Annotated in this window: 18 protein-coding genes and 1 pseudogene; 10 read left to right on the forward strand and 9 right to left on the reverse strand. The window is 62.0% G+C overall.

Annotated features, from left to right (window positions below; all coding sequences use genetic code 11):
* Positions 1 to 243 (reverse strand): annotated as a pseudogene (locus tag Q319_RS0111660) (IS4 family transposase); the annotation flags it as partial.
* A 50-nt stretch (positions 244 to 293) separates the two neighbouring features.
* On the opposite strand from Q319_RS0111660, the gene Q319_RS0111665 reads away from it, so the two are divergent.
* The 5 genes from Q319_RS0111665 (at position 294) to Q319_RS0111685 (ending at position 6976) form a co-directional block, all read left to right on the forward strand.
* Positions 294 to 644 (forward strand): sugar phosphate isomerase/epimerase, encoded by a 351-nt coding sequence (locus Q319_RS0111665; protein WP_211252361.1) that lies wholly within the window; start codon positions 294 to 296, stop codon positions 642 to 644.
* Positions 641 to 1702 (forward strand): Gfo/Idh/MocA family protein, encoded by a 1062-nt coding sequence (locus Q319_RS0111670; RefSeq protein WP_029482679.1) that lies wholly within the window; start codon positions 641 to 643, stop codon positions 1700 to 1702. The genes Q319_RS0111665 and Q319_RS0111670 overlap by 4 nt, the downstream gene beginning before the upstream one ends.
* Positions 1699 to 4167 (forward strand): glycoside hydrolase family 2 protein, encoded by a 2469-nt coding sequence (locus tag Q319_RS0111675; RefSeq protein WP_051655329.1) that lies wholly within the window; start codon positions 1699 to 1701, stop codon positions 4165 to 4167. Before Q319_RS0111670 ends, Q319_RS0111675 begins: the two co-directional genes overlap by 4 nt.
* On the forward strand, positions 4154 to 5002 hold the full coding sequence (locus tag Q319_RS0111680) for a sugar phosphate isomerase/epimerase family protein (RefSeq protein ID WP_029482681.1): 849 nt from the start codon (positions 4154 to 4156) through the stop codon (positions 5000 to 5002). The genes Q319_RS0111675 and Q319_RS0111680 overlap by 14 nt, the downstream gene beginning before the upstream one ends.
* 159 nt (positions 5003 to 5161) lie before the next feature.
* Positions 5162 to 6976, forward strand: coding sequence for an ABC transporter ATP-binding protein (locus Q319_RS0111685; protein WP_029482682.1), 1815 nt, complete (start codon positions 5162 to 5164; stop codon positions 6974 to 6976).
* Between the two features lie 123 nt (positions 6977 to 7099).
* On the opposite strand, the gene Q319_RS0111690 is transcribed toward Q319_RS0111685, so the two are convergent.
* Genes Q319_RS0111690 through Q319_RS0111700 form a run of 3 tightly spaced genes read right to left on the reverse strand, consistent with a single transcriptional unit; the run spans position 7100 to position 10661 of the window.
* Positions 7100 to 7813: an ABC transporter ATP-binding protein gene (locus Q319_RS0111690; RefSeq protein ID WP_029482683.1), complete on the reverse strand. Its 714-nt coding sequence runs from the start codon at positions 7811 to 7813 to the stop codon at positions 7100 to 7102.
* Positions 7810 to 9615, reverse strand: coding sequence for a branched-chain amino acid ABC transporter ATP-binding protein/permease (locus Q319_RS0111695; protein WP_051655330.1), 1806 nt, complete (start codon positions 9613 to 9615; stop codon positions 7810 to 7812). The genes Q319_RS0111690 and Q319_RS0111695 overlap by 4 nt, the downstream gene beginning before the upstream one ends.
* Complete coding sequence (locus tag Q319_RS0111700; RefSeq protein WP_029482685.1) at positions 9612 to 10661, reverse strand: branched-chain amino acid ABC transporter permease; 1050 nt, start codon at positions 10659 to 10661, stop codon at positions 9612 to 9614. Before Q319_RS0111700 ends, Q319_RS0111695 begins: the two co-directional genes overlap by 4 nt.
* A gap of 1061 nt (positions 10662 to 11722) precedes the next feature.
* Between Q319_RS0111700 and Q319_RS0111705 the strand changes: the two genes are divergently transcribed.
* Positions 11723 to 13162: a replication initiator protein A gene (locus tag Q319_RS0111705; protein ID WP_029482686.1), complete on the forward strand. Its 1440-nt coding sequence runs from the start codon at positions 11723 to 11725 to the stop codon at positions 13160 to 13162.
* 196 nt (positions 13163 to 13358) lie between these two features.
* On the opposite strand, the gene Q319_RS0111710 is transcribed toward Q319_RS0111705, so the two are convergent.
* Both Q319_RS0111710 and Q319_RS0111715 read right to left on the reverse strand, forming a co-directional pair.
* A complete protein-coding gene (locus tag Q319_RS0111710) occupies positions 13359 to 13787 on the reverse strand; it encodes a MerR family transcriptional regulator (protein WP_029482687.1) in 429 nt (142 codons plus the stop codon).
* Positions 13784 to 14758, reverse strand: coding sequence for an NADPH:quinone oxidoreductase family protein (locus Q319_RS0111715; RefSeq protein ID WP_029482688.1), 975 nt, complete (start codon positions 14756 to 14758; stop codon positions 13784 to 13786). Before Q319_RS0111715 ends, Q319_RS0111710 begins: the two co-directional genes overlap by 4 nt.
* A gap of 115 nt (positions 14759 to 14873) precedes the next feature.
* Here Q319_RS0111715 and Q319_RS0111720 point away from each other — a divergent pair, with 115 nt between their 5' ends.
* Together Q319_RS0111720 and Q319_RS0111725 are read left to right on the forward strand one after the other, a co-directional pair.
* Positions 14874 to 16670, forward strand: coding sequence for an acyl-CoA dehydrogenase (locus tag Q319_RS0111720; RefSeq protein ID WP_029482689.1), 1797 nt, complete (start codon positions 14874 to 14876; stop codon positions 16668 to 16670).
* Positions 16670 to 17497: an alpha/beta fold hydrolase gene (locus tag Q319_RS0111725; RefSeq protein ID WP_029482690.1), complete on the forward strand. Its 828-nt coding sequence runs from the start codon at positions 16670 to 16672 to the stop codon at positions 17495 to 17497. Before Q319_RS0111720 ends, Q319_RS0111725 begins: the two co-directional genes overlap by 1 nt.
* On the opposite strand, the gene Q319_RS27095 is transcribed toward Q319_RS0111725, so the two are convergent.
* Both Q319_RS27095 and Q319_RS0111730 read right to left on the reverse strand, forming a co-directional pair.
* Positions 17472 to 18932 carry a S8/S53 family peptidase gene (locus Q319_RS27095; RefSeq protein WP_156039304.1) on the reverse strand — a complete coding sequence of 487 codons (1461 nt, stop codon included), beginning with the start codon at positions 18930 to 18932 and terminating at the stop codon, positions 17472 to 17474. The genes Q319_RS0111725 and Q319_RS27095 overlap by 26 nt on opposite strands.
* Positions 18933 to 18994: 62 nt before the next feature.
* Positions 18995 to 21691, reverse strand: a complete 2697-nt coding sequence (locus tag Q319_RS0111730; RefSeq protein WP_034414829.1) for an AfsR/SARP family transcriptional regulator — start codon at positions 21689 to 21691, stop codon at positions 18995 to 18997.
* A 347-nt stretch (positions 21692 to 22038) separates the two neighbouring features.
* On the opposite strand from Q319_RS0111730, the gene Q319_RS0111735 reads away from it, so the two are divergent.
* Complete coding sequence (locus Q319_RS0111735) at positions 22039 to 22482, forward strand: hypothetical protein (RefSeq protein ID WP_029482692.1); 444 nt, start codon at positions 22039 to 22041, stop codon at positions 22480 to 22482.
* Positions 22483 to 22546: 64 nt separating this feature from the next.
* Complete coding sequence (locus Q319_RS0111740) at positions 22547 to 22963, forward strand: hypothetical protein (protein WP_029482693.1); 417 nt, start codon at positions 22547 to 22549, stop codon at positions 22961 to 22963.
* Between the two features lie 46 nt (positions 22964 to 23009).
* Here Q319_RS0111740 and nagA read toward each other — a convergent pair whose 3' ends face one another.
* Positions 23010 to 24155, reverse strand: coding sequence for an N-acetylglucosamine-6-phosphate deacetylase (gene nagA, locus Q319_RS0111745; RefSeq protein WP_029482694.1), 1146 nt, complete (start codon positions 24153 to 24155; stop codon positions 23010 to 23012).
* Between the last annotated feature and the right edge of the window lie 182 nt (positions 24156 to 24337).

Below are 24337 nucleotides of genomic sequence, written 5' to 3' on the forward strand. Positions count from 1 at the left end.
GAAATCGTCGTTCAATTTCGGGTCCTGTATACACCGTCCCAGACGCTTCTTCTTGGCTTCTGGGGAGCTGGTCCCAGGCATGGCCTGGGACCACTGCTGTTGATTGGTAGAGCGTTGCTCGATCAGCGAACACATGGCGTCTTCGACGCGTTGCAAGGTATCGCGTCGCAAAAAGGGGAAGCGCTCTTTCAAGAGCTGGGCAAACTTGATCGCGTCGATTTGGGCGGCTTCTTCGTGTCTCATAACTCCAAGAAGCCGCCTTTCGCCGTCCCAGATGACAACCAAATGCTCAAATGTCAAAAATGCTGTTCAGGACGCTATTGAAATCGAGTTGTCCGGTACTGAAGGACGCCACCATCGCCTGGGACGTGATCCGCGAGTCCGGCATCCACGGCCCCCACCCTTACGTGTGGCACCGCACTCCCGGTTTCGGCGACACCAACTGGACCGACGTGATCAGCATCCTGCGCCAGAGTGGGTACAGCGGCGACATCGCCATCGAGGGCTTCCACGATCCGGTTTACAGGGGCGAGCTGGAAATGACCGGACAGGTCCACGCGCTGAATTACCTCAAGGAGTGCCGGGGCGGCGCGTTCGTGCCCAATCCGGTGATCAGCGAACCCCAAGTGACGGAAATGGGATGACCGCCGCCACCGATCCAAAATTCCGTATCGCACTCGTGGGCTGCGGCAACATGGCGAACACCTGGGTGGACTACGCGCTTCAGCGGGAAGACGCCGAACTGGTGGCGCTGGTGGACCTGAACGAGGCCACCGCGCAGGCATTGGCGGAAAAACACCATCTGAGCGGCGTTCCCATCTTCAACGACGTGTCAGCCGCCATCGGGGCCAGCGGGGCCAACGTGGTCTTCGACGTGACGGTGCCCGACGCGCACGAGGCGGTCACGGTGGCCGCCCTGAAGGCAGGCTGCAATGTATTCGGCGAGAAACCGCTGGCCGCCGGGATGGCGCAGGCCCGCCACATGGTCACGGCTGCCGCGCAGAGCGGGCGCACCTACGCCGTGATGCAGAACCGCCGCTACCTGCCGCAGATGCACGCCTTCCGTGATCTGGTGCGCGGCAGCATCGGCACGCCGGGATTCACCACCGCCAACTTCTTCATCGGCGCACACTTCGGCGGCTTCCGCGACGCGATGGACAGCCCGCTGCTGCTGGACATGGCCATTCACACCTTCGATCAGGCCCGCTTCATCCTGGGGGCCGATCCGGTGTCGGTGTACTGCCAGGAATTCAACCCGCCGGGGTCGTGGTATGCGGGCGGCGCGGCGGCGGTGTGCATCTTTGAATTTGAGGGCGGACAGGTCTTCAGCTACAACGGTTCGTGGTGTGCCGAGGGTGCGCCGACCTCCTGGGAGGCCGAGTGGCGCGTGATGGGCAGCGCGGGCGCGGCGATCTGGGACGGCACCAACGCCCCATATGCCGAGGTGGTGGCCGATGCCGGGCAGCAGGGCTTCCTGCGCGACTTCCGGCGGGTGGAGGCGGAAATGTCGCATAGCGGCCCCGGCCCCGAGGGTCATTTCGGCTGCCTGGACGAGATGTTCGCCGCCCTGGACGAGAACCGCCGCCCCGAAACCGATTGCACCGACAACATCAAGAGCCTGGGCATGGTCTTCGGCGCGGTGGAGAGTGCGCGGCGCGGCAAGAAAGTGATGCTGGGCGAAACCCACAAGGAACTGAAATGACCCATTCTCTCTCCCTGCACAGCGGCTGGCACTTCAAGGCCCGCAAACCTCAGCATCCCCTGAGCGACGATTTCGCCTCTGATTCCGACTGGGCCGCCGCCAGCGTTCCCGGCACGGTGCATCAGGATCTGCTGGCCACGGGCCGCATTCCCGATCCCAACGTTGGCCTGAACGAACTGGATGTGCAGTGGGTGGGCGAAACCGACTGGCTCTATCAATTGGAATTTGACGCGCCAGCAGTGGCGAACGATCAACGCGCCGATCTGTGCTTTGACGGTCTGGACACCTTTGCAAAGGTGTGGATGAACGGTGAGCTGATTCTGGAAAGCGAGAATATGTTTGTGCCGCGCCGCGTGTCGGTGGCGGGCAAGCTGCGCGAGGGGTCCAACGAACTGCGCGTCCTGTTTTCCTCCGCTCTGTTGCGCGGTCAGGGAATCGAGGCCAAATTGGGCAAACGCCAGTTGTGGAACGGCGATTCCAGCCGCCTGTATGTCCGCAAAGCGCAGTACCACTACGGCTGGGACTGGGGTCCGGTGCTGATGACGGCGGGGCTGTGGCGCGGCGTGCGGCTGGAGGTCTACGCTGCCCGGCTGGACGAACTGGTCTGTCCCGTATCACTGTCGGAAGACCTGAAACACGCCGAATTTCCGGTGAGCGTGGACGTGAAGGGCAAGATTGCTGGAAATGTCGTGCTGGAGCTACTGGGACCGGACGGCGCAGTAGTTGCGTCCCAAACCCTGCCCGCTGCCGAGACTGTGGCGCATACCTTCAGCGTGGACAACCCGGCCCTGTGGTGGCCCGCTGGCTACGGCGAGCAGCCACTATATACCGTGCGGGCCAGCCTGGAATATGGAACTTCCTCGGAACTTCGGGTGGGTGTCAGGACTATCCGACTGATTCAGGAACCCGTGGCAGACGAACCCGGCAGCTCTTTCTTCTTTGAGATCAACGGCACGCCGATCTTCTGCGGCGGCGCAAACTGGATTCCCGACGACAACTTCCTGCCGCGCATCACGCCCCAGCGTTACCGCACCCGCCTGACCCAGGCCAGGGACGCGAACATGGTCATGATCCGCGTGTGGGGCGGCGGCATCTACGAGAACGACGTATTTTACGACGTCTGCGACGAGCTGGGCCTGCTGGTCTGGCAGGATTTCATGTTCGCCTGCGGCATGTACCCGGCCCACGCCGAGTTTCAGGCCAGCATCCGCGAGGAGGCAGCGGTGGCCGTGCGCCGTCTGTGTCATCACGCCTCTCTGGCCCTGTGGTGCGGCAACAACGAGGATTATCAGATCGCCCATTCGGTGGGGGCCTACGGGCCGGGCGGCGACGAGAGCAAGTTTGACGCCCTGAGTACTTACGAGGAGCTGCTGCCGGAAGTCTGCGCCCGCCTGAATCCCGCCACGCCGTACTGGCCGGGCAGCGCCTTCGGTGGGCCGAATTCCACCGATCAGGAGATCGGGGACCGCCACACCTGGGACGTGTGGCACGGCGCGATGGCCCCATATCAGGACTATCCCAGGTACGAGGGCCGTTTCGTCGCGGAGTTCGGGATGCAGTCGCTGCCGTCACTGGCGCTACTGGAAAGTGTCGTGCCCCCCGAGGAACGCTTTCCCGCCAGCCGCACGCTGGAACACCACAACAAGGCGGGCGACGGACCGCGCCGCCTGAACGTCTACATCGGCGACACCGTACCCATTCCCGCCGATCTGCCGGGCTACGTGTACGCCTCGCAACTGATGCAGACCGAGGCGCTGGACTGTGCTTACCGGGGCTGGCGGCGGCGCTGGGGCAGAGCGGGCAAGCGGGCGGTGTCCGGCGCATTGGTGTGGCAGCTTAACGACTGCTGGCCGGTGACGAGCTGGGCCATCATCGACTCGTCGGGCCAGCCCAAGCCCGCGTATTACGCCATCAAGCGGGCGCTGAAGCCTGTCAGTGTCGGCGTCACTGTGACTGGGAAGGGGGCTGAGGTCTGGGCCGTCAACGGCACGGCGGAAGTTCAGACCGTGACCCTGGAACTCCGCACGTTGGCGCTGGACGGTCAGGAACTGGGGACAGAAACCCGCGAGGTGACGCTGGCGGCCAATGAAGTAACCGAACTGGGCCACTTCGCCGCCGAACACGACGCCGCCTCCACCATCGTGGCCGTCACCCTGCGCTACGGCGGGGACGTGATCGCCCGCGAGGTGCGCTGGCCCGAGCCGTTCAAATACCTGACCTTCCCCGATCCCGGCCTGAAGGTGGACGTGACCGGCCCAGATTCGCTGAGCCTGAGCGTGACGCGCCCCGCCAAGGGCATCTGGCTGGAATCGGCCCCGGAAACCGTCTGGGACGACAACATGCTGGACCTACTGCCCGGTGAAATGCGGTTGATTCAGACTCGGCAATTGAATCCGGCCAAACTGACCGCCCGCTGGCTGGGCGCGCAGGAAACGGTCAGGGTGGGCGAACTTGAGCGGGTTTAAGAATCTGAAACTGGGCCTGTTCAGCTACAGCTACCGCATGGCTTTCGGGTCACATGACTTCAAGCCTCGCCAGATCATGACGCTGTTTCAGTACATGGAGCATGTGCATGACCTCGGCTTTGACGGCATCCAGATCGACCTGACACATCTGACCAGTCACGATCCGGCCTACCTGAAAGAGCTGCGTGCGGCGGCGGCAGAACGCAACCTGTTTGTGGAATACGGCTCGGCCTACGTTACGGCAGACACCATCGCCCAGGAATTGCAGATCGCCAGTCTGCTGGGCGCGCCTCTGATGCGGACCTTCATGGGCTTCTCGCGCTTTGAACGGGATACCGATGTGGCCGGGCAAACCAGCCGCGCCGTCACGTTGCTGCGCTCAGTGGCCCCGCAGGCGGCGGACTTGGGCATCCGCATCGCCCTGGAAAACCACTGCGACGCCACCACCCCGGAGTTGCTAGAGGTCATCGAGCGCATTGATTCGCCCAGCGTGGGGGTCTGCGTTGACCTGGGCAACTTCATGATCCACCTTGAAAACCCGGTGGCTGCCGTCAAGCAACTCGCGCCGTACATCATCAACACCCATTTCAAGGATTACGCCATGAAGATGGAGAACTGGGGCTTCAAGTCGTATGGCGTGGCGCTGGGTGAGGGCGTGATTGATCTGCGGGCGGTGCTGGACATTCTGGTGAACGAGTCTGGCCTGGACCGGATCATGCTGGAAATCGTGTCCGAACCGCAGGCCAGCGAGACCGAAACCCTGGCGCTGGAAGAGGCCAATGTGCAGCGCAGTTACACGTTTGCCCGCGAAGTCCTGGGCATCGGCACGGGCTGAGGGCGCATCCCGCTGGAAGCCCGTGAGAATCCTCAAGCTGTAAGGGCGTGAGGGCGGGCGGTGCTGATGTCTCGTCGGCCATCACAAGCGCATTGTCAGCGATCCTTCAATCTCTCCAAACCCCCTTCCCTCACGCCCCCCTCCCCTCCGGCGGTCCCCATGTCCAATCCAGCGCTGACCCGGCCCACAGAACGCCCGGACCCTCCCTATAACGGCCAGACGCCGCTACGAACGCTGCTGGGGCTGTACCGTCAGGCCCACGCCCGGCTGGCGCTGGCGCTGCTGGTGTACATCGTCAAGCACAGCCCGTCGTGGGCCATGCCACTGGTCACCGCCAACATCATCAACATCATCACCCGGCCCGAGGCGCATCCCATCACCGAGCTGTGGTGGAACGGGGCGGTGCTCCTGGGGCTGCAACTCCAGAACATTCCCACCAACGCGCTGTACGTGCGCCTGACCAGCCGGGTGATCCGGCGCATGGAAGTGCAGCTTCGTGCCCGGCTGGCCCGGCAATTTCAGCAGCTCAGCATCGGGTATTTCGGCACCACTTCGGCGGGGGCGCTGCAAACCAAGGTGCTGCGCGACGTGGAAGTGCTGGAGCAACTCACGCGGCAGGTCTTTCAGGACGTGCCCGCGCTGCTGCTGACCATCGTGGTGGTGCTGACGGTCACGGCGTTGCGGGTGCCGTGGTTCCTGGTCTTTTTCGCCCTCATCGTGCCGCTGGCGCTGGGGCTGTACGCCGCCCTGCAAGCGCCGATCAGGGAGCGCAACCGGGAATTTCGCGGCCAGCTCGAACACCTGTCGGGCCGCGTTTCGGAGATGCTGCGGATGATCCCGGTCACGCGGGCGCACAGCGCCGAGCAGGGCGAGCTGAGCCGCACCCTGAGCCGCCTGAACGAGGTGCGCGACGCCGGGCTGCGCCTGGACAGCGTGAACGGGTTGTTCGGCAGCGTGACCTGGGTGGTCTTTCAGGGCCTGAACGCCGTGTGTCTGGTGATGGCGGGCTGGGCGGCCTATACCGGCAGCCTGCCCATCACGGTGGGCGATGTGGTCCTGATCAGCGGTTATTTTGCCACCCTGACCGGCAGCGCGCTGGGGCTGGTCAATACTCTGCCCCTGATCGCCAAGGGGCTGGAATCGGTGCGTTCTATCGGCGAGGTGCTGGAATCCCCCGATCTGGAACACAACGAGGGCAAGCGGGCCGTGACGGCGGTGCGTGGAGCGTTTTCCCTCCAGAATGTCAATTTCAGTTACGGCCCGGAGGCGGGTGCGCCGGGAGAGCGCCGCTACGGCGACGGCGTGGAGAACCTGAATCTGGAGGTCCGGTCCGGCGAAACCATTGCCCTCGTCGGCCCATCAGGGGCGGGCAAGAGTACCGTGATCAACCTGCTGATCGGCTTTCTGCGCCCCGGCAGCGGGCAGATTCTGCTGGACGGTCAGGACATGGCGGGGCTGGACCTGCGAACCTACCGCCAGCACCTGTCCGTGGTGCCGCAGGAAACCCTGCTGTTCGACGGCAGTGTGCGCGACAACATCCTGTACGGCACCGAGGGGCTGCCTGACGAAAGGCTGGAGCAGGTGCTGGCCGACGCACACATCCAGGAGTTTCTGGCCGATCTGCCCGAGGGCCTGGATACCCGCCTGGGCGAACATGGGGCCAGACTCTCGGGCGGGCAGAAGCAGCGTATCGCCATCGCCCGCGCCCTGGTGCGCGATCCGCGCGTACTGATTCTGGACGAGGCCACCAGCGCCCTGGACAGCGCCTCCGAACACCTGATCCAGAACGCCCTGACCCGGCTGCTGCATGGACGCACCTGCTTTGTGGTGGCGCACCGCCTCAGCACCGTGGCCCGCGCAGACCGCATCGTGGTCATGAAGCGGGGCCGCATCGCCGAGATCGGCACGCACATCGAACTGCTGGAACGGGGCGGCCTGTACGCCAGCCTGCACGCGCTTCAGCGTCAGGGCTGACAGGGACTCTGGTTGAAGGGTACTGGAAACGCCAGGAAATCTGGGGAAGAGAAAGTGGATTCCGGGCGTGGAGTGAGCGAACTGGTGTTATCCCGATCTCTGCCGCGTTACAGACGGCAGGCGTTAGCCGCCCAGATAGCTGGCCGTCAACTCAGGGTTCTGCGCCAGTTCGCGCGCCGGGCCGCTGAGCTTGACCTCCCCGGTCTCCAGCACGTAACCGCTGTCGCTGATGGCGAGGCTGGCCCGCGCGTTCTGTTCTACCAGCAGCACGGTCACGCCCTCAGATTGCAGGGTTTTGATGATCCGCAGGATGTCGCGCACGATCAGTGGCGCAAGGCCCAGCGAGGGTTCGTCCAGCAGCAGCAATCTGGGCTTGCCCATCAGCGCCCGGCCAATCGCCAGCATCTGCTGCTCGCCGCCCGACAGCGTGCCCGCCAGTTGTTTGCGCCGCTCCAGCAGACGCGGAAAGCGCTCGTAGACGTGGTCCAGATCACCGCGCCATTTCTGCTGACGGCGGCTGTAAGCGCCCAGGGTCAGGTTGTCGGCCACGCTCATGGAGGCGAACAGGTCCCGCCGCTCCGGCACCAGGCTGATGCCGCGCGCCACGCGGGTTTCCAGCGGAATGCCGCGCAGAGGCTGGCCCTCGTAGATCAGCTCGCCCGTGCTGGGCAGAATTCCCATGACCGAGTTCATCAGCGTGGTCTTCCCCGCCCCGTTCGCCCCGATCACGCTGACGATGTGCCCAGCGGGAACTTCCAGCGAGACACCACTCAGGGCTTCCACGCGGCCATACCGGGTATGCAGATCGCGCACTTCCAGCAAGAGGTTGGAGGTCATGCGGCCCCCTCTTCTTCCATGTCCACACCCAGATACGCCTCGCGCACGTCGGCATTCTCGCGCACCTGCTGCGGCGAACCCTCGGCCAGTTTTTCACCGTAGTTCATGACCACCAGCCGGTCCACCAGCCCCATCACCAGATCCATGTCGTGTTCCACCAGCAGCACCGTGACCCCCTCGCCCCGCAGTTTTCGGAGAAGGGTGATCAGCTCGGCCTTCTCGCCGTAGCGCAGCCCGGCGGCGGGTTCGTCCAGCAGCAGCAGCGTGGGATCGGCCACTAGCGCCCGCGCAATTTCCAGCACCCGCTGTTGCCCCAGCGCCAGATTTCCGGCCAGCGTGAACGCCTGCGCACCCAGTCCGACGCGCTCCAGTTGGCGTAGCGCCTCGTGTTGCAGCGCAGCCTCCTCCCCGCGTTCCAGGTGCAGCAGGCTGCGGACGATTCCGGCCTTGCCGCGCGCGTAGCCGCCCATCATGGTGTTCTCCAGCAGCGTCAGATCGGGGAGCAGGTGGACGTGCTGAAAGGTACGACTCAGGCCCAGGCGGTGAATCTGCCCGGCGGTGCGGCGGCTGATGTCCTGGCCCATGAAGGTGATCTGGCCGGAGGTGGCCGGGTTGACCCCGGTAATCAGGTTGAACATGGTGCTTTTGCCCGCGCCGTTGGGGCCGATCAGCCCCAGGATTTCCCCAGCGTTGAGGTCAAACGACACGTCGCCCACTGCACGCAGACCGCCGAACTGCTTGACCGCATTTTTAACGCTCAGAAGTGGAGTGCCGGGGGCAGGTTTGGGGCGTGGCGAGAACTTTTCACGCTCCGGCAGAATGCGGATGCCCTCCTGCGGCAACAGGCGTTCCAGCAGCGGCCACAGCCCCTGGCGCGCGAATTGCAGCACCAGAATGACCAGCGCCCCGAACACGATGACCTCGAAATTGCCCTGTTGCCCCAGCAGACCGGGGAGAATATCGCGCAATTCTTCCCTGATCTGCGTGATCAATCCCGCGCCCAGCACGCCGCCCCAGACATACTGCGAACCGCCCACCACGGCCATGAACAAGTATTCAATGCCCGCTTGCAGGCTGAACGGCGTGGGATTGACGAAACGCTGGCTGTGCGCGTAGAGCCAGCCCGCCAACGCGGCCATCAGCGCCGAGAGGACAAAAACCTGCACCCGCAGACCGAAAGCGGACACGCCGAACGCCTCGGCCACCAGCGGTCCCGAACGCAGCGCCCGCATGGCCCGCCCGGTGCGGCTGGACAGCAGAAACTGTGCGCCCAGCGCCACCACCCCAAGGCAGGCCAGGGCCAGATAAGCGAAATTACGCGGTGAGGTCAATTCCAGACCAAAAACAGAAATGGGCGGAATGTCGGTCAGGCCAGTAAAGCCGCCCAGCGCTGGGGTGTTGCCGAATACATAGAACAGACTGATGCCCCAGGCAATCGTCGCAAGGGGCAGGTAATGGCCCTGCATTCTCAGCGTCAGCAGGCCAAGGAACCACGCGATCAGGCCCGTGACCAGCAACGAGACGGGCAGCGACAGCCACGGATTCCATCCCATCTGCGCGGTTAAAACGGCAGTGGTATACGCGCCGACGCCCATGAACGCCGCCTGCCCGAAACTGGTCAACCCCAGGATGCCAGTGAGCAGTACCAGACCGACCACGACGATGGAAAAGATCAGGATATTGATCAGCAGCGTGACCTGAAAAAGCGGCAGCAGCAGCGGCAATGACAGCGCGATCAGTGCGGCGGCAATGCTCAGGCTCAGGCGAAAGGAAAACTTCGGAACGGTCTGAGACGGATTCATTCCTCGTCCTCCGGGATGTGGCGGGTGGTGAGCGAACGCCACAGCAGCACGGGCAGAATCAACGTGAACACGATCACTTCCTTCCAGGCCGAGAGGCTAAAACTGGCGAAACTTTCAATCAATCCCACCAGAATGGCCCCCGCTGCCGCCAGCGGGTAACTGACTAAACCGCCGATAATCGCGCCCACGAAACCTTTGAGACCGATCAGGAAGCCGCTGTCGTAGGTCACGGCCACGCTGGGGCCGATCAGTACGCCGCCCAGCGCACCAATCAGCGCCGCCAGCGTGAAGGTCAGCATCCCTGCTGAGGACGGACTGATCCCCACCAGCCGCGCCCCCAGACGGTTGACGGCGGTGGCCCGCAGCGCCTTGCCGGGCATGGTGCGCTCGAAGAACAGATACAGCCCCAGCATCAGCGCCGCCGAGGCCACGATCACCAGAATGCTTTGCCAGCTCAGCGTGACCTGCCCCAGTGTCAGATTGCCCTCAAAAAAGGCCGGAGTGCGTGAACCCTCGGGGCCGAAAAAGACGAGCGCGAGGCCAGTCAACACCAGATGCAGCGCCACCGAGGCGATCAGCAGCACAAGGACGGTGGCGTTCTGGAGCGGCTGGTAGACGACGCGGTAGAGAAGCGGGCCAAGTGGCGCAACCAGACCCAATGTCAGAATCACCTGGACCCACAGCGGAGCCATGAGCGGGGCCAGCCAGCCCGTGAGCGCCCAGATGCCCACGCCCAGCAGCGCCGCGCCCCCCAGTGTTGTCAGTCCCCGCCGTGCCTGTCCGTTCCTTGCCAGAGAAAAGGCTTCCATCAGTGCGGCGATGCCCAGCAGCGCCAGCACCAGCCACAGCGTTCCCGGCGTGCGGCCCAGTTGCAGGGTGGCCAGCGTCAGCGTGCCAAAGACCACAAATTCGCCCTGTGGAATAAAAATCACGCGCGTCACGGCAAAGACCAGCACCAGCGCCAGTGCCAGCAGCGCGTAAACCGCTCCATTGGTCAGCCCGTCCGCCGCCAGAATCGGGAAGATGGTGGGGTCAAAGATCTGCATCTGGCTCCAGATGGGGCCACGCAAGTTTGCCTAACGCTCGTTTGGTTGTCATTGCCTGTCACCATACGGAGTTTCTGGCGGGCGGACAAGACGGAGGACTGGGCAGGGGAGAGAAGAGGTCAGATCAGAAATTCGGGCCAATTTTCAGCCGATGAACCAAACCACGGACATCACAGGCGACTTGACCAGGCTAAAGGGTCCGAAAATAGGTTCAAATGGCCTTAAATCCCGTGCAGGACAGTGTTTATCTATTATACATAAAAATGCATAAAACTTGATCCTCAAAAATGGCAGTAGGAAGGCCGTGAGGGAGCCAGCGAGAGGTTAATCGGACACAGAGGCGTGAATTTCCTGCCAGGGCTTTCTACGGCCCTCTGGTGAGCGTATAGAGGGTTTGGTGAGGTGGGGTGGAGCCGTTAAGCTTCTGAAAATCTCCTTTTGGCCCATTTTGGGAGGTCTGGGGAAATGGGCCAGCCAGAATTGGGCCGAGCGCACCTTGATGATGATCTTTTAGAGCTTTTAAAAGCTTTTAAAAAGATTTGATGATCATCATCAGGGGCGGCGGGCAAAAGCCCAGAAACACAGCGGTTTTCGGTTTTTTCGCCTGAGTAGTCCGGTACTTGTAAGAGAAAATCGCCTGAGTAGTCCGGTACTTTTGGCCCCAATCGCCTGAGTAGTCCGGTACTTGTAAGACCGAATCGCCTGAGTTGTCCGGTAGTCGGAATCCCCAATCGCCTGAGTAGTCCGGTACTTGTAAGACCGAATCGCCTGAGTTGTCCGGTACGTGTAAGAGGCCAATCGCCTGAGTAGTCCGGTACTTGTAAGACCAAATCGCCTGAGTAGTACGGTAGTCGGAGGCCAAATCGCCTGAGTAGTACGGTAGTTTGAGAGGCCAGTCTAAAACGAGTCAATAATTCCGACTGAGACAAGTCTTAGCCTATTTTCCGCCATTCAAACCGCCTGAGTTGTCCGGTAGTCGGAATCCCGAATCGCCTGAGTAGTACGGTAGTGGTTTTGAGCGTTTTTGGAGGGTATTATGCATAAACCAGAACCGGGAGGAAATGGCGTTGACTGGCACCAAACGTTCTCCAAAATCACGCTCGGCAACCAGACCTGCTTCCCCCAGGGAAATCTCGCGCATTGACGAGGCCAACGTGGGAAGGCTGGGGTTGATTAGCATCCAGGAACGCGTGCCAGACAGCTTTACTTCATGGACCGTCGACTTTCATGTCGAGGGCCGCCCCGCCCGGCTGAGCTGCGACGCGATTCCCAAGTACGGCGGTGTGCCGCACGGCCTGGACGGCGACATCTCTACCGCGTTAATTGATCTGTACGTGGAGGACGGTTGCCCGGAGGATGGCACACTGCACACCACCGCCTACCAGATTCTGAAACGCGCTGGCCTGCACGATTCCGGGCGCTACTACCAGAACCTGCGTCAAACACTGTTCCGGCTGCGAACGTCTACCTACACCGCCTCGGAGGCGTGGCGGGACCACCGCCGGGGCAACTGGACCACGGTGACCTTCAACTATCTGGAAGCCCTGGAATTTACCAGCGGGGATGAGGACCTGGGCCTGAGCCGCAGCAGCACCCTCAAGATCAGGCTGGCGTCGCCGATCACCAAATCCATCCGCGCCCAGTACACCAAGCCGCTAGATCTGGAATTTCTGACCAGTCTGGACCGCCCGCTGACCCGCGCCCTGTACCGCCTGCTGGACGCGCGGCGCTATCCGCCCGAGGACCCGCGCGAGCCGCTGGCGTCTTTTACGGTTAACCTGATTGACTGGGCCGAGGCGTGCAAGATCGTGGACCGCCGCAGCAACAAGATTCGCTCCACCTTGCAGGGCGCGCACGAGGAACTGATGGAGCGGCAATACCTGAGCGCGGTGGAGTACGAGGGCCGGGGACAGAAGCAGGAGCTGACCTACCGCTTCGCCGATCTGGCAGGCCAGGAGGAATCCACCCTGCCCGACAGCCCGCTGATCATGGAGCTGGAGGAGTACCGGGTGTCCGGCGCGGTGGCCCGCAGGCTGATTGAGGAATACGGCGAGAAGCATGTGCAAGAACGGTTGTCCAAGTTCATCCGGTTGCTTGCAGGCGGTTTCAAGGCCCGCAACCGTTCGGCGTTGCTGGTGGACATCATCCGCGATTCCGATGACAAATACCCCGAGCCGGATGCTCCCAGGGAAAAGGCGAAAAAGAAAAATAGCGCTCCGCCTTCCAACATGCCCACGCTGGTGGAAGCCACAGACGAGCCTCAGCCCCTGGAAGCGCAGGTGGAGGCGGCCCTCAAGACCCTGCAATTTCTGCTGCGCGAACGCCTGAGCGTCAGTGAGTACGCCCTGCTGCGTATGGGCATGATCGTCGGCCAGCCGGACCCGCAGGAAGTCACGCGGCTGGCCTCCAGAGCCAAGGTGGATGGCAGTTTGGACGCTTTCACGGCGGACCTGCTCCAGCATCTGGGTCATCTTCAAATGGCCCAACCTGATACGGCCTGAACTTCTTCAGCCCCACGGACTACCGGACATCTCAGGCGATTGGTGCGACGAGGGGAAAATGAAGAGGTTGCTCGTCACGTGACGAGCAACCCCAGATCGACGCTTTGCAAACTTATTTTTCGTTGTTGCAGATGCTCTTTTTGATGGATCGCTGGATTTGCGTTGAAGGCCAGAACACGTTCAATGCCTGCCCGGCCTACTCGTCTCCCGTGAAGCGTTTGGTCAACCAGCGATCTAACCGGGCCAAGTTATCCGCCTGCCGTTCGTAAGCCGCATTGATGGCGCGCAGACGGGTCTGGAGGGCCTGCAAACGCTCGTCGCTCAGCGGCACGTCCTCGCGCTTCCAGTCGCGGCGGCGGTTGCCTGCCAGATCGTGTGTAGCGCGGCGCAGGGTGACCATGTCACGGGCCTCCTCCAGCGGCATGCCCAGCGAGCGCAGGTCAATCAGATCGCGGAGCAGGCGCAACGAATATGGCCCGTACAGCAATCGCCCCGACACCGTGGTCAGATCGGGGGTCAGCAGTTGCAACTCGGCGTAATGCATGACTGTGCGGCGCGTGACCCCTGCCTCGCGGGCCAGTTCGGCGGTGGTGTAGAAGGCGGTCTGCTCGGGGGGAGAGGTCAAGGGGTGATGACCACCTTGCCAGTGACGCGCCGCTCCAGTAGATCACGCATGGCCTGTGGGCCGTCTTCCAGCGAGTAGCGCTGGCTGACCAGCGGTTTGACGGTGCCGTCCATGACCCAGCCAGCCAGCCGCGCCAGATTGTGGGCATTGGCCGCCGGATCGCGCTTGGCAAATTCGCCCCAGAACACGCCCACCAGCGACGCGCCCTTGAGCAGCGGCAGATTGAGCGGCAACTTTGGAATCTCGCCCCCCGCGAAACCGATCACCAGATAACGCCCGCCCCAGCCGATGCTGCGGAAGGCGGGTTCGGCAAATTTGTCGCCCACCGGGTCAAAGATCACGTCTGGGCCTTTGCCGCCCGTCAGCGCCTTGACTCTCTCTCGTAAATCTTCGGTGGCGTAGTTGAAGCCCTCGTCCGCGCCGTGTTCGCGGGCCAGTTGCAACTTCTCGTCGCTGCCCGCCGCCGCGATCACCCGTGCGCCCAGCGCTTTGCCGATCATGACTGCGGCCAGTCCCACTCCGCCCGCTGCTCCCAGCACCAGCAAGGTTTCGCCCTCCTTCAGTTGGGCGCGGTCCACCAGCGCGTGCATGGTGGTGCCGTAGGCGAGGGGCAACGTGGCCGCCACCTCAAAATCCATGCCGTCCGGCAACGGCATGACCGTCGCCGCGTCTGCCTTCAGGTGCGAGGCGAACGCGCCCAGACCGGTGAAGGCCACCGCCCGCTGTCCGACTTTCAGATGCTTTACCCCTTCACCGACAGCGGAAATGATGCCTGCGGCCTCTGCTCCCGGCACGAAGGGTAAAGGAGGCTTGATCTGATACTGGCCCATGACCATCAGGGCATCCGGGTAATTCACGCCTGCCGCCTTGACTTCCAGCACCACTTCATTGGCGCTGGGCGTGGGATCGGGCTGGGTCTGGACGGTCAGGGTTTCGGGCTGGTCAAAGGTCTGGCAGATCAGGGCGCGCATGGTGGAAACCTCCTGGGGAGTGGGGACGGAAAGGCGGATGGAATGCCCTATATTAACGTCAACGTTCAAAGTAGACGCAAACGGACATCCGCCCTCTTCTCAAGGAGCGTTCCATATGGCCCCCTTTCTGAGTAAACGAGACTTACGCTTCCAGCTTTTTGAAGTGCTGGACACCGCCGCCCTGCCCCAGCGCCCCCGCTTCGCTGATCACAGCCGCGAGGTCTACGAGGACGTGCTGAATCTGGCCTATAACGTGGCCGATAAATATTTCGCCAGCCACGCCCGCGAATCCGATATGAACGAGCCACACGTCGTGGACGGCAAGGTGCAGCTCTTGCCAGCGGTGAAAGACGCCATGCGCGCCTTCCGCGAGGCTGGATTCTTCAGCGCCCACCACGATGAGGAACTGGGCGGCCTGCAACTGCCGTGGGTGATGACCCAGGCCGTGCAGGCGCACTTTCAGGCGGCCAATGTGGGCAGCAGCGGTTACCCCTTTCTGACCATCGGCAACGCCAATTTGCAGCGCGTGTTCGCCTCGCCCCAGCAGCAGGAAAAGTACATGCTGCCGCTGGTGGAGGGCCGCTGGTTCGGCACGATGGCCCTCTCTGAGCCGCACGCCGGGTCCGGGCTGGCTGACATTACCACCACGGCCACGCCCCGTGAAGACGGCACCTACAGCATTAGCGGCAGCAAGATGTGGATTTCGGGCGGCGAACACGAGCTGGCCGAAAACATCGTGCATCTTGCCCTGGCGCGGATTAAAGGCGGCGCGGCGGGCGTGAAGGGCATCAGCCTCTTCCTGGTGCCGCGCTACAGAATTAACGACGATGGTACGCCCGGCGAGAGCAATAACGTCGTGCTGGCGGGCCTGAACCACAAGATGGGCTACCGGGGAACCACAAACACGCTGCTGAATTTTGGTGAGGGCGGCGAGTCGGTAGGCGAGCTGGTGGGCGAGGCTGGACAGGGCCTGCGTCAGATGTTTCATATGATGAACGAGGCGCGCATTGGCGTCGGCATGGGCGCGGTGATGCTGGGCTACGCGGGCTATCTGGCGAGTCTGGACTATGCCCGCGAACGCGCTCAGGGCCGCGCCGCCAGCAATAAAGACCCCCTCAGCCCGGCTATTGCCATCATCGGCCACGCGGACGTAAAAAGGCTGTTGCTGCGTCAGAAAGCCTTCGTGGAGGGCGGCATGGCATTGGGCCTGTATGCCTCCAGTCTGGTGGATGACCTGCAAACTGGGCCGGAAGAGGACCGCGCCGATACCTCGCTGCTGCTGGACCTGCTGACCCCTATCGTCAAGTCCTGGCCCAGCAAGTACAGCCAGGAGGCGCTGAGCGACGCCATTCAGGTGATGGGCGGGGCTGGCTACACCCGCGATTATCCGGTGGAAATGTACTACCGCGACAACCGCCTGAACCCCATCCACGAAGGAACGGAGGGCATCCAGGGCAACGATCTGCTGGGCCGCAAACTGACGCAGGCGGGCGGACGTGGACTGGAAGTGTTGATGTCGCATATGGAAGCCGATCTGCAAGCCTCCGAAGAGTTGGAAGGGCTGGATGAGATTCGTGCCGCACTGAAAACCGCTCTGGAACAGAATCAGAGCGCGCTGAAAGTCATTCTCGGTAAAGCTGTGGACCTTGGCCCGGACCGCTTTCTGGCGAATGCCAACAGCGCCCTGGAAATGCTGGGCCATACCGTCGTCGGCTGGATGTGGCTGAGGCAGGCCGCCGCCGCCGCCCGCGCCTTGCCGGATGCGAGGGGCGACGACGCCAACTTTTACCAAGGCAAATTGCAGGCCGCCCGCTTCTTCGCTACCCATGAGCTGCCCAGAATCAAGGCACACGCGGACCTGCTTGCCAGCGCCGATTCCACCACCTCAGAGATGCAGTCGGAGTGGTTTTAATGTCAGGGCAGCTTCCCGAACCCCGCTTTTGCAACATCGGCACGCGCACGCTGGCCTACGACGAGATCAGGCCTGAACACCCGCAGGGCAACGTCCTTTTTTTGACTGGACTGGGTAGCAATCGTCTGGGCTGGCGCGGACAGCTCCCGGTCTTTGGGGAGAAATACCGCGCCCTCGCCATTGACCACCGCGATACGGGGGACAGTGATCCCACCGATGCCGACTACTCCACCGCAGATCAGGCCGATGATGCCGCCGCCTTCTTACGGGCCATGAACGCCGCACCCGCTCATATCGTGGGCATCAGCATGGGCGGATTTATCGCGCTGAATCTGGCGGTGCGCTGGCCGGAGCTGGTACAGAGCCTGACGTTGGTTTCTACGTCTGCGGGTGGGGCAAGCCATGTCAAACCGGACGAGACAGGTCTGGAAGTGCTGCGTCCCGATTTCACCCTGTCCCCTGGCGAACGCGCCCGCCGCACCTATGGCCTGATGATGGCCCCCGGTTTCATGGACGCCAACCCGAAAGCCGCCGACGCCATCGCCGCCAATGCGGGTTACCGCCCATTGACGCCGGAGCGTTACGCCCGCCAGTTCCGCTCCACGCGCACGCATGACGTGACGGGCGAACTGGGAAAACTGCTGGTGCCAACGTTGGTGGTCCACGGTGACGCCGATCCGCTGGTGCGTTACGAGAATGGGCAGCATCTGGCCGCTCACATTTCCGGCGCGGAGTTCATCACGTACTCCGGCACCGGTCATATTCCGACGGTGGAGCGGGCGGAGGCGTTTAATGAGGGAGTTATGGGGTTTTTGGGGAGGGTTTGATGAGCGTCGTATCGGACTTGCAAGATTGCTGAACCCAAGTGCCATAAAATTTAAATTCTTTTCCTTTGCTCTGTGGCGGCAGAGGTTTGAAACCTTGAGGACTAGCATCATTGAAACACTCACTATCGCCGAAGGTTGCTAAAAAAGCAGTAACTGAGGGCGCAGAGAAGGACGTTCCTCGATAGGCAAAGTTGGCATAGCGTGACGGAATACTATTAGGCTTTATGTCATCTGCGATGCAGGTGCCACCATAGTTGCAGAAGTCCTTGATCTGATTTTTGTTCTGATCGTTTAGGAATTTAAACCATTCGCCAACGGTTTGGATATCGGAGCGACTTGACCAGTAGTATTTCTTGCTTGAGCCAGGGACCGAGTCATAAACCTGGTTCCAGTTTTTATCTACTGCACCAACACTAATGATATCGTTCCAACTTGCTGGGGCTGTTGAGAAATTTAATCCGAAATTGCTGCTAGACGCTGTCAACGTCACCTTTTTTTCTTTTCTTAATTTAGGTATATTTTCGTTATACCATACTCTAAATGGCTCGGTGTCGGGTACATTTTTCAATACATTCTCCACACTCATTCCAAGATTTAGCTTTTGGAGATCAGTAATATACTGATTCATGGTATAAAGCTTTGATGAATTGTACCAAAATTTTCTAACCTCACGATAGTTTATTAAAATGTCACAAGGCAGCAGCGCAAAACTCATATTTATCAAAATGTGCGTACTATTTTTTGCGATTTCATTGTTTACTAAATTCTTAAGTTGTCGTATTAAGGCTGTAGTGCCGTATTTTTCCGCATTATCTAAAGGCTGTTTTGGGTCACCAATTTCTAGAGGATAAATTTCAATATAGTGAGAACCACGTCGCAAAGTTAATGGGCTGCTTTTATAATTTCCATATCCACTAGTCGTCAATAAGGATCTTATATGTGCGACTACTAAATTTCCGTGACTTAGGTAAAAATTCTTAATGGGCGGATTCCCTCCAGGTCCGTCTTCATCAATTTTCAATTGAAGAGGGGCGAAATGGTCCACGACAATGATGGCTGTCCGTCCTGAGATTTGGTTAGAGGCATTCAATCGAATTTCGCTAAATTTTGGCTCAACAGTTTTATTTGGATAGCGGGTGCTGGCTTGAAAAGTTGCGCCACCGGATGTCAGCCCCGCACTCCAGGCTTGTCCTGGAGCCTCAAAGGCAGTAACAGGGCAATATTTTGAATTTGTCGTCGGGATAAAATTTCCCTTTCCTGTTACATTAGCTTGTTTTCCATCTGCTGGAGGTTGATAAGGATTCACCAGAGTTAACTTCGGAGGTAGAGCTGCACCTTCTGAAGGTTGTGGAGCCTCAAGGCCACTACTCAGCCCAGAAACAACCGATGAAATTCCAACACAGGTGATAAATCGGCGGAACCTACTTTTTCGCATGATAATTCCCTCCTCCCAGAGCTTGTCAGAACGGGCGTCAAGTTCCCGTCAAGTCCATCTGTTCAGACACGTTGAGGCAAGCCATTGAGCAGGGTGCGGGCATCGGACTCCTGCGCTGTTGCGCCCAGTTCGCGGAAATGTTGAATGGCTTCCTGCAACGCGGCGCGAGATTCTTCAAAGCGATTCATCACCCCCAGGACTTCCCCAATGTCTGCAAGCTCTCTGGCGGCTGTGAATTGTTCGTCACTCTGGCGAGCTAGATCCAGCGCCTCCCGTTTCAAAGCAAGGGCGGTATCTAGCTCATGCAACCGCTGATGCGCCTGCCCCAGATTGCTGGTGACGTTAATCAGGGTGGTCCGCGCGTCCTGAAACTGCGGATGCTGTGGCGTCAGGAGCGGGCGCAGGGTTTCGCGGGCGGCTTGAAGCGAGTCACGGGCAGCCGCGAAATCCTTCTGCATGGCGTGGGCCACTCCCTGTTTCTCCAACACCCGCCCCTGAATCAGTGCGTCGCCGCTCTGGTGGGCGATTCGTGCAGCAGTGTCAAGTGTGGCCCCGGATTCAGGCAGATGGTTCAGCGCCTGCAACACCCCCGCGATTGCTAGCGCCGTTGCCTGTCGCCCCAGTAGCCCCACCCGCCCCGCATACGTCGCCGCCTTCAAGTACTGGGCAATCGCCGCGATTTGATCGCCCAGCAGCGCCTGCTGCACATCTCCCAGCTTCCCACTCAGCACCCCCGCCTCTTCCCAGTCCTGCGCCTCCTCTGCCCGCTGCACTGCCTCGGCCAGCAGGGGCAGATGCGCGGTGGGAAAGCCGCGTGCGCCGATGTACGGCCCGCCCAGCCAGCCGCAGAACAGGGCAGGCAACTCCGCCGGGTGCTGGAGGTGGGCCAGCCCAGCCGCACCCAGCAGGTTCGGCACTTCATGGTTCAGCAGGTCCGGGGTCTGGGTGTAGAGGGCGGCAAAGTCGCGGGTGGCCCGCAGAACCGTGTGCGGGTGCAGGGCGCGGTGGGCGCGGGCCTCGTGCCACGTCAGTTCGTGCATCCGGTACACCACGGTCTCGGAGCCGGGGCGGGTGTCGCGGGTGGTCAGGCCGTGATCGGTCAGGGCGTACAGGGCGCTCTCAGTGTCGGCGGTGCCCCGGCGCAGCGCCAGCGCCAGCAGCTCCGGCGTGGTCTGCGGCGCAAACAGGCTGCCCAGGCCCAGATACGCCTCATACGCCGGGGCGTCCAGCAGGGCCAGACTCTGTTCAATCAGCGCGGTCACACTCCGGCCCTCACCGTGGGCGGGCGGAGCCAGACCCAGAGGCGACAGGCTCAGCGCAGCCAGCAGTTCGCGTGTGCCGGGAGCATCCGGTTGCCCCAGCGTCAGCGCGGCCAGCCGCAGCGCATACGGGTGATCGCCCAGCACGGCACATAGGGCGTCTAGCGTGTAGGAATCGGGGGGTAAGGGGCTGAGTTCATTCCTATTTTCCCGCCCATCTTCCAGATACGCCCGCACCAGGGCCACCGAATCGGGCCGCGTCAGGCTTTCCAGCGACACACGGGGGAGCCGGGGCAGGCGCTGGCGCGACGTGACCAGCACCGGCACTTCGGGCGGCAGATGCGCCAACAGCGTGTGCAGGGCGTAACTGCTGGCCGCGTTGTCCAGCACGATCAGGCGGATGTGTTGCTCGGTCAGGGCGGCGGCAATGGCGTCGGCGTCGGGCGTTGGGGCGTGCAAGCCCAGACCGTCTAGCAGCGCGGGCAACAGGATTTCGGGCGTGTCGGCGTTCAGCTCCAGCCACACGGCGCGGGCCATCTCATCTTCCTCAAGGGTCCGGGCTACCACGGCCCAGGCCAGCCGGGATTTGCCCATGCCCGCCAGTCCCTGAATCAGTGCGCGGTTGTGGGCCAGCAGGTGCGCGGTGACGGCCTGCAAATTCTCCTGGCGTCCACACAGTGGCCCGGTTGCCACAAAGGGCAGATCGGCAACTCCCAGCACGCGGGTGCGGCTGCCTCCGCCGCTGGTGCCGCCGCTCTCGGCTTCCAGCTCGCGCAGGAGGGCCAACGTGGCAGGCTGGGGTTCGGCGTTCAGTTCGCGGCGCAGGGTCAGGCGGCAATTCTCAAAGGCTTCCAGCGCTTCATGCACACGCCCCGCCGAATGCTCCAGCGTCATCAGGGCGCGGGCGGCGCGTTCGTCCAGCGGGTCCAGGTCCAGCGCCCGCCGCAGGCATTCGCGGGCTGGATCATATTGCTCCTGCTGTCTCAGCTTCCCAGCGTGGGCCAGCAGGGCGTGGGAGTGGGCGGTGTCCAGCGCCGATTGCTGGCTCTGGAGCCATTCCTCAAACTCCGTTCCCGCCCCATGAAACACGCCGCCCAGCAGCGGGGTACAGGGGTGCAAAAGGTCTAGTGCTGGAGCGTACTCCTGCCGTCCCAGATGATGCCAGACCTCATTCAGATCGCTGTGGGCATGAACCGTCACGGTAGGGCCGTCCACCAGCCATTCGTCTGCTCCTGGTAGCGCCCGCAGGGTGTACAGCGCTTGGCGCACATTCGTCGCCTTGCCCCCCGGCCAGAAGGTGCAGGCCAGTTCCTCGCGGGTGGTGGGGCCGTGCAGATGCAGGTAGGCCAGCAGCCCCAGCAGCCGGGGTGCGGTCAGGCTCAGCGGGCGGCCCTGCCAGGCGGGTTTCACGTCACCCAGCAGCTGAAGCGTCAAGCCGGGGGCGGCGGCCTGAAAGGAAGAGAGAGATGACTCGGAAGCGGAGCGACTGGTCAGGGACATGCGCTGGGACCGCCTTTTGGTTGCTTCTCGCAGAGGTCTGGTGACGGACCGACGGTGACTGAACTAACCTGGACCGGTAGTGGAGTGACTACCGCGTCAATTGATGATCCTCATTTTAACCACATTGCTCTCAATGGTGGACGATCTCACAACGTCCACTTGACGGGCCAGCTCTTAAGGTCAATCCAGAACAGCGAGAGACAGCGCTGGGACGCCGCAGCAGCCACCCTGCCACCCTTGCCGTTCTGCCCGCCAGCAACCCGTTCACCTTAGCCGCACCCCACACCCGCCGTCAGTGGCGGGGCGTGACCCCAGGCCCTGGCCTGAACCCTAGGAGGAAAGAGAAGATGAAAACCTTTTACATCGCCCGCACCGTCCTGCTGTCTGCATCTGTGTGTGCCGCTCTGGCTGGGGCTGGCAGTGGTGGGGCCAGCATCCTGCTTCCTGACCTGGCCGATGTCATCAGGCAAAACGATGCGCGGCATCTTGCCCGTCAGGACGCGAATATGGAACCCACATTGGAGCAGATGCTGGAGCCGTTCAACTTCACGGGTGCGGAGACTGTGCCGTATTTCGTCAGCCAGAACGCCATGAGCGAGCAGTTGGAGGGGCGCGGACTGGTCAAGACCGGACGCTACTTCGCCGGGAACCAGCAGATCGACATCTGGTACTCAGCAGCCGAGGACCGCAGCGTGGTCTGTGTGGTTGAGGCGGATGGGGGCCAGTACACCCAGGCCATGTATGTCATGCCCAGCAGGATCAAGCGTGCCGATCTCATTCCACTGCCCTAGCCCCTGTTGGCCAAGTCTTTTAAACGCCTGCCGATCCCCTACAGACCCCGCAAGGAGAACTGCCATGAAAAAAATGCTGACCCTCTTGTTGGCCCTCACCTCCCTGAACACCGTGAACGGAAGTCTCGCCGCCCCGATGCCGCAGGCCGTGGTGGTGGCCGATTCCAGTACGGGCAGTCCCATGGGATACGGGCACCTGCTGACCGAGAGCGCATGGCAGGGGCTGGCGCTGCCCGCCGAGGTGATGGCCGCGCTGGGCGATTTCCGCCAGATGACCCTGACGGTACAGGACCTGCCCGACAATGTGCATGTAAGCTTGCGTCCCGCGCGGAATGCGGGTCTGGTGGGCCTGAGCGTCTCACGGACTGATCGCAGGCTGGCGGTTCATCAGCTGGCCAAGCTCACGTTGACCAATTCACTGTCGGGCTACAGCTATACCGTGCAGACGCTGGTTGCCGGAGATGAGCGGCCCGAGAAATAGGCTGGCAACACCCCGCCTCTCTCCCTGTATCTGGGAGAGAGGTTTTTCAGTCGCTCTGCATGTCCGTAATTCTGCTGCCCCCCACATAAACCTCTAGAACATTCAAGTCGGCGTCCAGCACCACCAGATCGGCGCGCAAGCCCGGCTCCAGCATTCCCCGGTCATTCAGGCCCACTGAACGGGCGGGTCTTTCGCTCAGCATCCGGCTGGCTCCGTCCAGCGAGATTCCGGCTTTGACTGCGTTTCTCAGTGCCATGTCCATTGTCAGCAGGCTTCCGGCCAGAGAGCCATTTTCCAGATGCGCCTGTCCGTCCTTGACGATCACGCGCTGGCCGCCCAGTTCGCTGATGCCGTCGCCCAGGCCAGCGGCGCGCATGGCGTCGGTGATCAGCATGACGCGTTGCGAGGCGGCGCAGGCCAGCCGGAAACTGCCAGGGTGAACGTGGATGTTGTCCAGAATGACTTCCAGATAAGCTTGTGCGTCGGCCATCAGCGCGGCGGGGGGGCCGGGGATGCGGCCTTCAATCCCTCCCATCGCGTTGAAGAGGTGGGTGGCGCAGGTGGTGGCTCCCACCGCGTGCAGGGCATCCAGGAAGGCCGTCACGGTTTCTGCATCTGCCCGCGTGTGGCCCACGCCGATTCGAACGCCTGCGCGCGCCATCTCAAACGAGGCGGTCAGCGCCCCCGGCAGTTCCGGCGCAATCGTCACGGCCCGCACCACATTCAGCGCCAGCACCTCCGCAATCCGCTCTGGCGTCGGCTCCAGCGTGTTCGGTGGCTGTGCGCCCAGCCGCCCCGGACTGATGAATGGCCCTTCCAGATGCGCGCCCACGATGTCTGCGCCGCCCGTCACACCACCGTCATCCATCACTTCCCGGATACCGCGCAGGGCGGCCAGCACCTTGTCCCACGGATTGGTGATGGTGGTGGGCAGCAGCGTGGTGGTGCCGTGCAAGGCGTGAAAGCGGGCCAGCGTCCGCACCGCCTGCGGGCCGTCCATCGCGTCCGCGCCGCCGCCGCCGTGGACATGGGTGTCGATGAAACCCGGCAGGATCAGGCGCTGGGTGGAAGCTGCGGAATCTGGCACGATGGCGCTGATCTGGCGGCCAAATTCCAGCCGCACCGGGGTCAATTCGCCGGAGGGCAGCAAAACCTGCCCACTGAGCGTCTGTTGTTGGAGAGGAGTCGTCATGGTGTGGCTCCAGTGTCGCTCATCCTGGGGTGGAAGTGCGCCAGTGAAGGACGTGTACACCAGTACGGATTCCGTCTGTTTCGCAGCAGAAATCGGGATAGTGCCGATTCCCGCACTTCACGCCCGGAACCCGTTTTAATCGGAGTTCACATAAAATTCCTGATAGATCACAGGAAAATACG

Source organism: Deinococcus marmoris DSM 12784 (assembly GCF_000701405.1).
GTDB classification, from domain to species: domain Bacteria; phylum Deinococcota; class Deinococci; order Deinococcales; family Deinococcaceae; genus Deinococcus; species Deinococcus marmoris.

Excerpts from the sequence above, each read along its gene's own strand:
- Q319_RS0111700 (WP_029482685.1), bottom strand. The coding sequence starts at position 10,661 with ATGCAGATCTTTGACCCCACCATCTTCCCGATTCTGGCGGCGGACGGG.
- Q319_RS0111685 (WP_029482682.1), top strand. The coding sequence starts at position 5,162 with ATGTCCAATCCAGCGCTGACCCGGCCCACAGAACGCCCGGACCCTCCC.
- Q319_RS0111675 (WP_051655329.1), top strand. The coding sequence starts at position 1,699 with ATGACCCATTCTCTCTCCCTGCACAGCGGCTGGCACTTCAAGGCCCGC.
- Q319_RS0111695 (WP_051655330.1), bottom strand. The coding sequence starts at position 9,615 with ATGAATCCGTCTCAGACCGTTCCGAAGTTTTCCTTTCGCCTGAGCCTG.
- Q319_RS27095 (WP_156039304.1), bottom strand. The coding sequence starts at position 18,932 with ATGCGAAAAAGTAGGTTCCGCCGATTTATCACCTGTGTTGGAATTTCA.
- Q319_RS0111730 (WP_034414829.1), bottom strand. The coding sequence starts at position 21,691 with ATGTCCCTGACCAGTCGCTCCGCTTCCGAGTCATCTCTCTCTTCCTTT.
- Q319_RS0111665 (WP_211252361.1), top strand. The coding sequence starts at position 294 with ATGTCAAAAATGCTGTTCAGGACGCTATTGAAATCGAGTTGTCCGGTA.
- nagA (WP_029482694.1), bottom strand. The coding sequence starts at position 24,155 with ATGACGACTCCTCTCCAACAACAGACGCTCAGTGGGCAGGTTTTGCTG.
- Q319_RS0111705 (WP_029482686.1), top strand. The coding sequence starts at position 11,723 with ATGGCGTTGACTGGCACCAAACGTTCTCCAAAATCACGCTCGGCAACC.
- Q319_RS0111715 (WP_029482688.1), bottom strand. The coding sequence starts at position 14,758 with ATGCGCGCCCTGATCTGCCAGACCTTTGACCAGCCCGAAACCCTGACC.
- Q319_RS0111720 (WP_029482689.1), top strand. The coding sequence starts at position 14,874 with ATGGCCCCCTTTCTGAGTAAACGAGACTTACGCTTCCAGCTTTTTGAA.
- Q319_RS0111690 (WP_029482683.1), bottom strand. The coding sequence starts at position 7,813 with ATGACCTCCAACCTCTTGCTGGAAGTGCGCGATCTGCATACCCGGTAT.
- Q319_RS0111725 (WP_029482690.1), top strand. The coding sequence starts at position 16,670 with ATGTCAGGGCAGCTTCCCGAACCCCGCTTTTGCAACATCGGCACGCGC.
- Q319_RS0111735 (WP_029482692.1), top strand. The coding sequence starts at position 22,039 with ATGAAAACCTTTTACATCGCCCGCACCGTCCTGCTGTCTGCATCTGTG.
- Q319_RS0111670 (WP_029482679.1), top strand. The coding sequence starts at position 641 with ATGACCGCCGCCACCGATCCAAAATTCCGTATCGCACTCGTGGGCTGC.
- Q319_RS0111740 (WP_029482693.1), top strand. The coding sequence starts at position 22,547 with ATGAAAAAAATGCTGACCCTCTTGTTGGCCCTCACCTCCCTGAACACC.